A 12,222-nucleotide genomic window follows, 5' to 3' on the forward strand; every position below is an offset into this window, starting at 1 on the left:
CTCCATTTCGTACGGGGTGGAAGGCGCCGACGATTGTGTGCTTGCCATCGGCCATGGGGAAGGGCCGCGGGTTTCCAGTTGTCCGCCGCCGTCCGGCTTCACGGCCGGGCAGGCGGCGGCGATCGAGCATCACGTGGGCTTCTTTCCGTCCCATTGGCCATCCGACGAGTCTTCCCTCATGACGGCGCCGGTCGGCACGCCGGCGACGCGCGTGGTTTCGAGGGGCTTGTCGGCCGCAGAACCGTCGAAGTCGAACTGCATCGACCTGCCGTTCTTCGAGACGACGACGTTGTCCGTGACCGGCAATCCCGCGGTGCCCTTTTCCGGGCGGATGGTGACGTGCGCACCGTCCTCGGTCCGCAGGGTCAGGTCATTCTTGAAATCGAACTTCTGCCCGTTCGCCTCGAAGTGGGGATCGCCCCACACCTTCGTCTCGTTGCCTGTGGCCTTGTCACGAAGGATGCTCTCTTTCTTCGGCCCGTTGAGTTCAAGGATGTCGCCGCCCAGATCGATGATGGCCTTGCCCTTGGCGTTCGACAGCACCTTGAAGTCCTGGGCGCCCTCGGCCGCCTTCGGCATCGGCCGTCCGACACCCCTGGTCCAGCCATCGGGCGAGGGCATGGGACGGCGGCCTTCATTGCCGCGCCAAGGTGTCGTCGACGGCCACGACGTTGGCGTTGTCGCCCCCTGGTGCGGCCAGGAAGGGCGCGAGGCGTCGGTATCGCGCCGCGAGCAGTGGTCGCCGGCCGGGTTCGAGCCGGTCGACTGCGGCGGCGGGGACGACGGGGGCGACGGATATGACGGTCGAGACGGATATTGGGGATGCGACGGGGCGCGGCCGCGTGCGCAGTGGTCTCCTGCCCAGTCGGCCCGGTCGGGCCGGCCCCCCCGGTCCGGATGCGAGAACACGCCTGGGTAAGGCGCGCCACTGGCGCCGGGGTAGTGGGGCGCAGCCGGCATCGCAGCGGGCGTCTGCATTGAAGGCGTGGGATAGGCGGTACCGCCGTTGCCCGGATGGGCCGCCGGCATTGCCATGGCCGGTTGCGACCAGCCCGTGGGGTAGGCGGGCGCCGCGCCGCCCGCTTGCGGGTAGACCGCAGGCGTCGCGGTGGCCGGTTGGGGCATGGGATACGACGCAGCGCCGACGCCCGGGTTGGCGTATGCCGTTTGCATCGGGGTCGCCAGTTGCGGCTGCATGCCTGCTCCCGGGTAGTTCTGCGGGCCTTGCGCCATGACCGGGGCGGCGGGCGATGCATAGGCGGGTGCCGATGGGTAGGCGGGCGCCGCGGTCTGCGGTGTCGGCGATTGCACGGACTTGGTCAGGAAGTTGGCGAACTCGCCGCGCGAAAGAAAGTTGTCGCCGTTCGAATCCATGGCCCTGAACAGCGAGTCGGCAGTTCCGCCCGCCTGCTGGGTTACCGGCGTTGCGAGGGCAGGGGTTGCGACTTGCGCGTTTGCCATGATGCTGCCTCGCAGTTCGTTTCTCAACGATTGCAGTCCCTCCGCAAGGCTCTGCAATCCCCCCTCGATGCCGGTGGTCGCGCGCTGCACGAATGACTGCGTACCCACAGCCGTCGGAACGGCTGGAATCGTCGGGAGGACAGGAATGGCCGGAAGATTTGCTGTGTACATGGTTGGCTCCTTGATTTGGATGGACGGCTCGCCAGCAGCGACCCGTTGAAAAGTCTGGGTTCGCTGCCTTTCATCTGCATTTCGTCGATTCGATGGGAAACGATGGGCGTGTCGCGCGTGCGCCCGCCTGACTCCGCACAACCGTTGACCCTTTGCAAGGTCGTGAAAGGCGCTCGAAATACCTCCAGCGCACGATTGCAGGCCGGCGACCAGCTCACGGATGAGCGCGCCCATGCCATTCAAGGAGGAGACATGTCATCTGTATCAAGAAGGTCGAAACCCCAGAGTCAACCCCGCAGGGCCAGCAGCCCGGCTTCGAAGCCAAGGTCTGGCGGCAACTCGTCACCGATGCGGCTGACGGACGGCAACAAGAGCAAGGCCCCTTCGGTCAGCGCTTCGTATTCGTCGGTCAGGCAATTCGGTGCGGGGCGCTCGACGACCAGCGCGTCGAACAACGCGCAATCGTCGGCGGCGGCGAGTCAGCGGCGCACTCAGAGCGCCGCGACACCTGCCAGGTCGCAGCCGGCTGCGCGTTTGCAACCGAGGAATGAGCCCGCGACGGAGCGCCCGTCAGGGACGGCGCTCAAACGCCAGGCCGACGTCCCCAAGCAGGGCGTGCACACGAGCGGCGCCCAGATTGGCGTGCGTCAATCGGCGCCGGACTTGCCGGCCAAAGGCAAGGAGATCGACTTCAATCCGCTTGCGACGGCTTCGCAGATCAGCTCGAGCCTGAAGGACTCGCACGGCGTCGTTGCCGATGGCCAGGAGAACTGGGCGCCCAAGGATCCTCAGCAGAAGAAGTCGTATGACACGCGAAACCGGGTTCGCAGCCTCGCGATTCCGAACGCCGTCGCCGGTCTTTCAGGCACGGCCGAAAAGGAGGGCGCCTCGCCGGTCGAGGTCGCGAAAGGCGGCCTGGGCCTGGCCGGACACATTGCGCTGACGACGCACGGCGCAGCGTCGGAGTACATCAACAACTCGCAGGCCCCCGCCCCCAAGGCCGGGGCGCCGGCGACCGGGGAGAAGGCCTCGGTGCCACAGGCTGCGGAGCAGTCCGCCGCGCCGAAGGCACCTTCGACGAGTCGAGGCGAGGCTCCGCTTTTCGGTCGAGGCGAAAAGGCGCCGTTGTGGATGACGGATCCGTGGCCATCGACCAAGACGATCGAGGCGGACGGGTGGCCCCGCGGCGGCCCGGGCGCAGACCCGTCCGCGTCCGGCAGCCCAAGCACGTCGGGCTCGCCCACCGGCGAGCCGCCCGCAGGCGGTCAAAAGGCAGGGTCGTTCTATCAGACGGCGACGCCCGCACAGCGGCTCAAGATGGGAGCGGCCACGGCTGGGCTGGCCGCCTTCACCGGTTCGGACGCACTGGGGCTCGCGCACTCGATCCAGAAAGGAGATGTCGCCGGAGCGATCACGAACGGGGCATACCTGGCCGCGGACGCCGCGACAACCGGCGGGGTCATTGTCGGCAGCGTGGCAAAGAATCCGGCGATTGCTGCCAAGGGCTTCCACGTCTCCAATGCTGCCGGAGCTGGCGCCCACCTTCTGGGGGCTGCGGCGGGCGGTTACTCCATGTACGACGGCGCAAAGAAGCTCTCGATGGGTGACGGCACCGGCCTGCTCGACGTCGCCAAGGGAGGTACGAGCGTGACGGCCGGCGCGGCGGGCCTGACCGGACTCGGCGCGGGCATCGCCGGCCGGGCCGGCCTGTCCGCTCTCGCCGGCAAGATCGCCACCGGGGCCGGCGTGGCGGCGCCGCTGGCGATCGGTCTGACGGAGGGGTCGCTCAAGGCGGCCGACAGAATGCTCGAGGTCAAGTCCGGCCAGGCCGCCACTCATGCCAAGCACAACCTGATCGGCGACAAGAGCAATATCGCCAGGGCATCGGCTGCGGCGAAGAGCAACGTGCACGGGGCGCAGGTGCTGGCCGCAGACGCAGGCAATCAGTACCAGCGTCTGATTACCAACAACCCGGTCAATCAACTCCTCCAGGCGGCGCCGCGCGATGCTTTCCAGAACGGAGTCAAGCCGGTCAACAACTGGCTCGACATCGCCACGACCGGCGACAACGGCGGATTGACGCAGATCGACCTGAACCAGCGGGCATCTGCACCGGACGCCTCCGGACTGTCCTATATGGGAGAAGGCGCCAGTCGGACCTACACCTTGAGCAAGAACCGCGGGCTGGAGAATTTCTATCGCTATGAACAGGCGCCGATCCATACGGCAGCCTCGCCCGGGCAGGCGATCGTGCTGCCCGGCAACCAGTCGCCCTCGTCACAAGCGGCCGGCGACCTCGTCTACTACAACGAGCAGAAGCTGGATGGCGAAGACAAATACGGGCCCGTTCCGGACGCGGCGACCAGAGCATCCGATCCCAATGGCTACTACAACAAGGCGCTGCCGCGAACCGAGGCGGAACGGGCGTTTCGGCGCGACTACGAGGCCGCACGCGCAGGAGTGCGCGGCCTTCCGGATCCCGGCGCTGCAGCCGAGCTGAACAAGTTCCGCGGGAATCCGATCGTCCGCTCGCAGGTGCCTTTGCAGGGAAGTGAGATCACGACATCGGCCGAGCGGCCCAGTCGCGTCGTCTACGACTCGCTCCACAACCCGTCCGTGCTGACGCTCAAGCATCGCGGCGACCAACTGGAGTTTCTGAAGAGCCCCAACGCCGACGTCCACGTGAACGTCCCGGACGACTTCAAATGGAACACGAAGTTTGCCCAGGACCATGACGCGATGGTCGGCGCGTCGATTCGACAGCAGACCCCATGGGAGTCCGGCATGTGGGACTACGCGATGGGCTCCGAAGGCTCGCCGGTCATCTCCTTCAATGGAACGCCGCAGGCGTTCGAGGAACTCAGGCGGCTATACGGTGCCGAGTGACGGTCTCCTATTGGGCGCTCGCCGGAAAGATCGAATGCGGGCGCCCCTTTCCGGCCTCCATTCTGTCCACAGATAAGTGGTCACTATTTCAGTGCAATTGCAAATCACCTCAATCGTCTCGAGAAAAACGCAGTAACAAAATGGATAAATAAACAGGTTTTGCGTTTTGGGCTCGGGTGCGATCATGCGTGACGGTGCCATCTGTCGTCATCGAAATTCGATAACAATTAGCGCATCTCATGGCACCTGCGAGCTTGAAATAAATCGAGCAAGAGATGCACCCTGGCGCGCCGCACCGGTGCCGGGTGCATGCCTGAGCTCGTCGCAATATGGGAGGGGGCAATGATTCGAGTGAGAGGGCCAGCCGATTTCCCCGGCAATCTGCCCGCGAAATACTCTGCGAACGGTCCAAAGGCGTCCGAACGGCAGTTTGGCCGTAGCGCCGCGCTGTTGATCGATGCTTCCGAACGCATGAATCAGGCCTACCACGAGCAGATGAGCCTGCGCGAATCGAGATTGATCGGGAAAATGGACATGCGCCACCCGCAAAACCTTGCCGATGCATTGAATCGGCAGGAGCGCATGCATCAGTTGAATATCGACATTCAATTCATGATGTCGCTCGGCCAGAATGCGAGGACCTTGCTCGATCAACTGCTCAAGGCGCAGTAGATCGTGGCAAGCCGTCGTTTGTCACCGGCAGTTGCCGGTTGCGTCGTCATCACCTTGCTCGCGCTGGCCGGCTGCAAGGAGCATCTCATCGGGTCATTGAGCGAGAAACAGGCCAATGAGGCGCTTTTCTCGCTCAATGAATCCGGTATCGCGGCGACGAAATCACTGGAATCTTCCGGCAAGTGGTCAATTTCCGTCGACAGCGAATTGATGCCGAATGCCATTCAAGTGATTTCGGCCTCCGGAGTCATCAGGGACGAGGTTCCAAGTCTGGGAGAGATATTCAAGAAGGACGGCATGTTCTCCAGTGCCCGGCACGACCGCATCCGCGAGTACTGGGGCATTTCGATGGACCTGCGCGATACGCTGAACAACATGGACGGCGTGATCTTCGCCAAGGTCCACCTGGTGGCGCCGCAAGAGCCGATGGGCAAGGCACCGACCGCGCCGAGATCGGTTTCCGTCGTCGTCAAGCATCATCCGCGGGCGCGGATTGCCTTCCAGCATGCCCAGATACGCGCCATCGTCGCCAAGGCCATTCCCGGGATGAGCGAGAACGATGTCTTCGTGACCATGTTCCCGTCGGATGACAACGCGTTCCGCGCAGCCGCGGACAAATCGAGGCAGGTGGTCGCCAGAATCGCCGCGCGCAGCGTGAATTTCCGGTGGGTCGATGCGGCGGTGCTCCTGGTTGGCGTTGCCATTGGCGCGACTGCGCTATTTCTCTTGTTCGCGCGCCGCTACGTCACATTGCGCGAACTGCTTGCACCTCTCCTGCGCAGCAAGGGGCCCAAGCTGGAATCCGAGGACGGCGCGACATGATCAAGACCGCGCCCGCCGCGCGGAAGGTCGTCGACAAGATCGACGCCATCCGTCGAACACGCGATGAGTATCTTGGGCCGCTGGCGTGGCTAGCCGGTCCCCTGCCGGCCGACTCGCGCGAAGGGCATCGCGATGCGCTCTTCGACCATTGCATGTGGACGTTGGCCCCCGATGCGCTTCTAGATCGCGTCGGCTCGCCCGCGAACGACTCGTTCCACTATCTCCTGTACTCGAGGGCAGAGGTGCTGAAGATGGCGTGCGTCATCGGTCTTTTTGTCTTCGGATCATCGGCGCCCCAATTGGTGGTGGCGTCGTACAAGTCGCTGGTTCGTCAATTCGGCCCCGAGTTGACCGAAGTGCGGTGGCTCCTCTCGAGGATTGCGAAACATGACGACGGCGCGGGCATGGCGGCGGCTCCGGCCGCGCAGACGGGAGCGCAATCGCACTGTCCGCAGCAGGTCGGCCTGGCCTACTTTCTTCGCCAGGAGGTGATCCCTCGGCCCTTGATTCCGTTCGTGCGTCGAAGGCTTGGCGTGAGGGCTCACGCATTGCGCCAACTGAAAGAGTGCACCTGGCTGCGCGCGGCCTTTCGGCGAAGGCGCTCCGAAATCGAAGGAATGCTGTGCGAATACGTGAGCAAGTTCGAGCCGGCGTAGGGTGACATGCGCATCAGCACCATCGAGATTGCCGCGACCGGAAATTCGAATGTGATCAAGCGGGGTCAGTACGTCGATGCGCAACTCGTCAGGAGCAGGCTCGACCAGGCGATGCAAAACGCCAGCCGCATCGAATCGGATGCCGCGACCAACGCCGCAAGCATCATCGAGGAGGCTGTTTCCTCGACCGACGGGCTGCTGGCCCGGAGGTTGTCGGAGGTTCTGGGTGAACTCGACCGCCAGATCGCAGCGGCGGAGCAACGGCTGCTCGAAGCGGTGGGCGAAGCAGTCGTCTCCCACATCGAAGAGACCGTCGAGCAAAAGTCGCTGGACCAGTTCGTCGCCTATGTTGTCCGCCATGTTCGAGCTCGCCTGGACGATACGTCGGCGGTGCACGTCTCGGTATCGCCCTACGACTACCCGGAAGGCCACTTCGAGCCGGTCGGGATGTCCAATCTGACCGAGGTCAGGCTCGATCCTGAGCTGTCGCCCGGCAACGTCCGAATCCAGATCGGCGCGATCGTGCTCAAGGTGGACAAGGCTGCGTTGGTCGACTACCTGGCCCAGCGTTGCAGGAGCGTCGGTCATGCCTGACCATTTTCCGAACCTGACCTGGCAGGCCGACGTGTGGTCGGAAGGCAGGCGCATCCTGGACGAAAGCATTGGCGCCTACCTGCAGACGCGCAAGCGCGGCTTCGTGTTCGAGGCGGTGGGGATGATCGCAAAGGCGAGCGGCCTGCTCGCGTCGGTGGGTGATTTGTGCCACGTCTACTCCACCGCCGGCAGCGGTGAAGTCGCGGTCGGCACCGGGGAGGTGGTCGGCTTCACCGGCGACGCGACGCTGATCATGCTGCATCAAGGCATTGCGGGGCTTCGCAGGAACTGCGAGATCGGCGGTTCAGGGTCCGCGCTTTCGGTGGGCGTAGGCACGGAGTTGCTCGGCCGGGTTCTCGACGGGATGGGCGAGCCGATCGATGGAAAGGGTCCCCTGGTCACGGCGGAGCGAAGGCCCGTCTTCGTCCCGGCTCCGCAGCCGATGGCACGCGATCCGATCCATCTCCCGTTCCAGACGTCCATCAAGGCGATAGACGCCTTCGCGACCATGGGAAGGGGCCAGCGCCTGGGCGTGTTCGCACCAGCCGGCGCCGGAAAGAGCACCCTGATCGGCATGCTTGCCCGCGGCGCGAACGCCGATCTGAACGTCATTGCCCTCATCGGCGAGCGCGGCCGGGAAGTCATGGAGTTCATCGAACAGAGTCTGGGGGAGTCGGGCATGGCGCGGTCGGTCGTCATCTGCTCGACGTCCGACCGGTCTCCGCTCGAGCGGTCGAGGTGCGCATTCGTCGCGATGACCATCGCCGAATACATGCGTGATCGCGGGGCGGACGTGCTGTTGGTGATGGATTCGCTCACCCGCTTCGCACGCGCGCAGCGCGAAATCGGGCTAGCCGTCGGCGAACCGCCCACTCGAAGGGGCTACCCGCCATCTCTATTCCAGGAGTTGCCCAGGCTGCTCGAGAGGGCTGGCAATGCCAACGGAGGCACCATCACTTCGCTCTTCACGGTGCTCGAGGAGGGAAGCGACGACTCCGACCCGGTAGGCGAGGAGGTTCGATCTCTCATCGACGGTCACATCATCCTGTCCAAGGATCTGGCGGCCAAAGGCCAATACCCGCCAATCGACATCAAGCGAAGCCTGAGCCGGGTGATGAACATGGTCACCACCAGGGAGCACCAGAGAGTTGCCACCCGACTGAAGTCCTTTCTCGCCAAGTACGAGGAGATCGAATTTCTCCTGCAGGTCGGAGAGTATCGGGAAGGTGTCGATCCGCTGGCGGACGCCGCTTGCGAACATCAAGGCCAGGTCGTCGAGTTCCTGAAGCAATCCAGCGACGAGATCGTGCCGCTCGAAGCTTCGCTGGAGTGGATCAGCGGGTGGGCGGAGGTATGAGTCGCAAGGAGCAGCTGATCAACTACGCGCGCCTGCTCCAGCTGCGCGGGTCTGTCCTCGAACGCGAACGATCGTCGGCACTTCGCGACGCCGCGGAGATGGGCCGGCAGATCGAGGAGCTCCAGGCCAGGAATGACGCCACGCGCCGGGACATCGACGCGATGCATTCGCTTGACGGCGAACGCCAAGACAAAGGGCCGCGCATTGCCAGCATGGAAATGCGCATGCATGTCGCGGCTGGCTATCGCGCCAGGCTGGAGGATGCGCAGGCTGAGGTCGAAGCGATCGAGACAAGAAGGCTGGACGCCGGGCAGCGAGCCGACAGTGCCAGCAGAAAGCTCGACGTGATGCAAAGAAAGATGGAAAGCCTCGAGGCCAAGGTTGCGGCCCAGAAGGCGAGGCATTTGCTGGCGGTCGAACTGCGCGAGGAGGACGATCTGCCTCCTCGCAGAAGCTAGGGGCGAATCATCGACACGCTCGTCCGCCACATGTTCGCCTCGCTCGGCCTGGTTGCAAGTGCAGCCGTGCCCTTCTACTTCGCGCTCAAGCTGGCGCCATTCTTCAACACCCGCATTCTGGGCGGATCGGCAACGGCGATCCTCGCGGTGCTGCTTGCATTCGTGGGCACCCGGCAGTTTGCCGAAGTCGACGCATCGGCCGGTCGGTTGCTGATGGCTTGTGCAGCCGCGTTTCTGAATCTTGGCGCCTCGGTCTTCCTGGTGTCACTACCGTTTTTCGCCGTGTTTGTCGGGGCGTCCGCTATCGATGCACTCCTGAAGCAACAGGCGAAGGTATCTTCATTCGTGTATCAGGATGAGGCATCCCCTCCACTACAACTGATCTTCATGGGCTACTGCATCGCGTCTTTGAATGACGAGTTTGTGTACGAATTGTTCCGCCTCGGGATCGACGCGGTGCGCGATTCGCACGGGGCAGTACTCGACCACGGTCCGTCCAGCTGGTCCATGCCGCGGCTGTCGAACATCGAGGGTTCGCTCGTCAGCACATTGCGGCAGGCCGCGACGCTGGCCTTGCCGCTGTGCGTCGCGATCGCCAGCATTGAGATTGCTCTTGGCCAGATTGATCAACAAAGCAATCTGTTCCGTCTCTCGGAGCTGGCGGCGGGCGTTCAACTGCTGATCCTTCTCCTGTTCATCCACGTCGTCCTGCAGTCAAGGTGGCTGTATTGGATCGGTCGCTAGCCCGCGTTCTGCCATGTCCGAGAAAAAGCATCCGCCAACGCCCACACGTCTGAAGGAACTTCGCAAGAAAGGACAGCAGGCGCAACCGAGCCGAGCACTCGAGACAACCCTCCAGCTTGCGGCGCTCGCGGCGCTCTACCTGCTGGCCGACACAACCTTCAAGGAGGCCATGTCGCTGTGGAAGACCGGTGTCGATCCCTCAACCGGCGTCGACGGCCTTCCTGCACTGTCAGCGGGCTTGCTGGTCAGGCCCGCAGCGCTCGGGTGTCTCCTGATGGCAGTCGGACCTGTGGCCGCGCTGTTGCTGTCGCGGCGAGCGTCGTTGACTCACATTGCGCCAAAACCGGAGGCGTTCAATCCGGCATCGATCTTTGGCCGCTTGTTTGGAAAGGCGCAGATCTGGACCCATGTCTTCGGATTGATCTGCGCCATGGCTTCGATTGCCATCTACGTCGTCCAGGTGAGGCGCCTGATCGTTGGCCCCATATCGCTTGACACGGTGCAGGGCTACTCGATGGGGATGCTCTGGAGTGCAGTCGTGATGCACTTCGCCGTGGCCGCGTCCGTTCCGCCGATGCTGAAGGTCGTTCTGTCTCCGGTCGACATGCTTGCGAAGCACTTCATATTTCTGTCGCAGAACAAGATGAGCGACCAGGACCTCCGAGACGAACACAAGAATACTGAGGGAAACCCGGAGATAAAAATGGCCCAGCGTCAGATCCAGATGGAGGAGGCGGCATGACGTCCGAAACCAGAAGTCATCGTGTCATCTCCGCCGCCATTGCTGCCATGTCGCTCTGGGTCTTCGCGCCCACCGCGCACGCCGCCTCGTGTCTCGATCAGCAGATGGGCATCAAGGTCTACGAAGCGCCCGGTGTGGATCTGCGGCAGATCCTGGGCGATCTGCTCCAGGAGTGCAAGTTGTCCGCGCACATCTCGCGCAGGGTCAAGGGAACGGTGACCGGCGCCTACCAGGGCACGATGAAATCGTTCTACCGGCGCCTGTTGAGAAGGCACAGCCTGACGTCGGTGGAACTGGGCGGCGCGTTCTACATCTACACGGCCGACGAGACCACCACCTCGGCCTATTCTGTCCCCCCGGAGCTTCTCGGGTCGGTGTTGCGGGCTTCGCGCGCCACCGGAATGCGTTCCGATGCCGCGCAGCTGATCCCCGACCATGCGATCGGGCGGCTTGTCGTCACCGCTCCGCCAATCTTCCAGAAGGAAATGGCGGACATCGTTGCCCAGACGGTGAGAGCGAAAGGGCCCGCGCTTGCCCAACAGACGAAAGTCTTCCGGCTCGGCTACTCGACGGCCGACGACACGGTCAGCAAGACGATCGAAGGGGAACGCCGTGTGAAAGGGCTTGCAAGCATACTGCGCAGCGCCTTGCCTCGCGACGGCCCCGATGCCGCCGGTGGAGCGACGGCGGCCGTGTCGCAAGAATCGGACGGGCGCCGCGCAAGGGATGTCGGCGCCCCGCTCGACACCACTTATTCGATCGGATCTCTCATAGGAGACCCCGACGCGGCGGCAGGTTCTGCCCGCGAAGAGGGCGCGCGTTCCGCAGCCAGGGTCTCCACTGACCCGAGGACGAATTCCATCATCGTCACGGGCTCGAAGCAGACGCTTCGGATGGCAGAGAAGATCATCAGGACGCTCGACGTGCCAAGTCAGCAGATCCAGATCGAGGCCACCATATTCGAGCTCGAGAAAAGCTACCTGGACCAGTTCGGAATCGATCTTGGTTTCGGCTCCAGGAACGTGAAGATCGGGAGCGCCACGCGATTGGTCGACTGGAATCCTTCTTCCGGCGCGCAGGTCGCGGACCTCATCAGTGTCGGATCGAGCGTTGCCGGAAACATGACCGGGCTTCTGACCTACGGTGCCAATCAGTTGCTGGCGCGCATTCGTGCGCTGCAGTCGCAAGGCGTGGCCCGCATCGTCTCCACCCCCAGCATCCTGACGACCGAGAACATGGAGGCCTCCATCGAAAGCAGCGACGTCATGTACGCCAAGATCTACGGCTACCAATCCGGCCAGATCCAGCAGATCGAAGGGGGCATGAAGCTGTTCGTGCGTGGCGTCATTCTCGACGACAGCCGCGGAATCAACCTTTCGATCCGGATCGAAGATGCCGTCGCGAGGGACGCGCAAGTCGATGGCATTCCCACGTTTCGTGTCAACAACATCACGACGCAGGCCGTGGTGCCCGAAGGCATGAGCATCGTGATCGGGGGGCTCAACGTAGAGGAGAAGTCAAAGTCGGCCAGTGGGGTGCCAGGCCTTCGCGACATCCCGCTGCTGGGGCGCCTGTTCAGCGGGTCGACCGACCAGATCAAGGAGAAGGTGCGCATGGTGCTGGTCGAGCCGAGGATTCTTCCCTAGCCGAACGAAGGGC

12 protein-coding genes are annotated in these 12,222 nt (G+C 63.6%); 10 read left to right on the forward strand and 2 right to left on the reverse strand.

Features of this window, described 5'->3' with window-relative positions; all coding sequences use genetic code 11:
• Positions 1 to 129 precede the first annotated feature (129 nt).
• Together VES41_RS06405 and VES41_RS06410 are read right to left on the reverse strand one after the other, a co-directional pair.
• Positions 130 to 1,632, reverse strand: coding sequence for a DUF1521 domain-containing protein (locus VES41_RS06405; protein ID WP_324814432.1), 1,503 nt, complete (start codon positions 1,630 to 1,632; stop codon positions 130 to 132).
• A 287-nt stretch (positions 1,633 to 1,919) separates the two neighbouring features.
• Entirely contained in the window at positions 1,920 to 2,087 is a 168-nt protein-coding gene (locus tag VES41_RS06410; protein ID WP_324814435.1) for a hypothetical protein, read from the reverse strand.
• A 160-nt stretch (positions 2,088 to 2,247) separates the two neighbouring features.
• Here VES41_RS06410 and VES41_RS06415 point away from each other — a divergent pair, with 160 nt between their 5' ends.
• The 10 genes from VES41_RS06415 to VES41_RS06460 all read left to right on the forward strand — a co-directional run bounded on the left by VES41_RS06415 (position 2,248) and on the right by VES41_RS06460 (position 12,209).
• Entirely contained in the window at positions 2,248 to 4,518 is a 2,271-nt protein-coding gene (locus tag VES41_RS06415) for a hypothetical protein (RefSeq protein WP_324814437.1), read from the forward strand.
• A gap of 309 nt (positions 4,519 to 4,827) precedes the next feature.
• On the forward strand, positions 4,828 to 5,190 hold the full coding sequence (locus VES41_RS06420) for a hypothetical protein (protein ID WP_324814440.1): 363 nt from the start codon (positions 4,828 to 4,830) through the stop codon (positions 5,188 to 5,190).
• A 3-nt stretch (positions 5,191 to 5,193) separates the two neighbouring features.
• Positions 5,194 to 6,012 carry a hypothetical protein gene (locus VES41_RS06425; RefSeq protein WP_324814442.1) on the forward strand — a complete coding sequence of 273 codons (819 nt, stop codon included), beginning with the start codon at positions 5,194 to 5,196 and terminating at the stop codon, positions 6,010 to 6,012.
• Positions 6,009 to 6,668, forward strand: a complete 660-nt coding sequence (locus VES41_RS06430) for a hypothetical protein (RefSeq protein ID WP_324814444.1) — start codon at positions 6,009 to 6,011, stop codon at positions 6,666 to 6,668. Before VES41_RS06425 ends, VES41_RS06430 begins: the two co-directional genes overlap by 4 nt.
• 6 nt (positions 6,669 to 6,674) lie before the next feature.
• The gene (locus VES41_RS06435; protein WP_324814447.1) at positions 6,675 to 7,262 is read left to right on the forward strand and encodes a hypothetical protein; all 588 of its coding nucleotides are present in this window, start codon (positions 6,675 to 6,677) and stop codon (positions 7,260 to 7,262) included.
• The gene (locus VES41_RS06440; RefSeq protein ID WP_324814450.1) at positions 7,255 to 8,619 is read left to right on the forward strand and encodes a FliI/YscN family ATPase; all 1,365 of its coding nucleotides are present in this window, start codon (positions 7,255 to 7,257) and stop codon (positions 8,617 to 8,619) included. The genes VES41_RS06435 and VES41_RS06440 overlap by 8 nt, the downstream gene beginning before the upstream one ends.
• Positions 8,616 to 9,077 (forward strand): hypothetical protein, encoded by a 462-nt coding sequence (locus tag VES41_RS06445; protein ID WP_324814453.1) that lies wholly within the window; start codon positions 8,616 to 8,618, stop codon positions 9,075 to 9,077. The genes VES41_RS06440 and VES41_RS06445 overlap by 4 nt, the downstream gene beginning before the upstream one ends.
• Before the next feature lie 30 nt (positions 9,078 to 9,107).
• Positions 9,108 to 9,821, forward strand: coding sequence for a hypothetical protein (locus tag VES41_RS06450; protein WP_324814456.1), 714 nt, complete (start codon positions 9,108 to 9,110; stop codon positions 9,819 to 9,821).
• A gap of 13 nt (positions 9,822 to 9,834) precedes the next feature.
• The gene (locus VES41_RS06455; protein WP_324814458.1) at positions 9,835 to 10,563 is read left to right on the forward strand and encodes an EscU/YscU/HrcU family type III secretion system export apparatus switch protein; all 729 of its coding nucleotides are present in this window, start codon (positions 9,835 to 9,837) and stop codon (positions 10,561 to 10,563) included.
• Positions 10,560 to 12,209: a secretin N-terminal domain-containing protein gene (locus VES41_RS06460; RefSeq protein WP_324814461.1), complete on the forward strand. Its 1,650-nt coding sequence runs from the start codon at positions 10,560 to 10,562 to the stop codon at positions 12,207 to 12,209. The genes VES41_RS06455 and VES41_RS06460 overlap by 4 nt, the downstream gene beginning before the upstream one ends.
• The last annotated feature ends 13 nt before the right edge of the window (positions 12,210 to 12,222 follow it).

The sequence above is a fragment of the Variovorax sp. genome (assembly GCF_035634955.1).
GTDB lineage: Bacteria > Pseudomonadota > Gammaproteobacteria > Burkholderiales > Burkholderiaceae_C > Variovorax.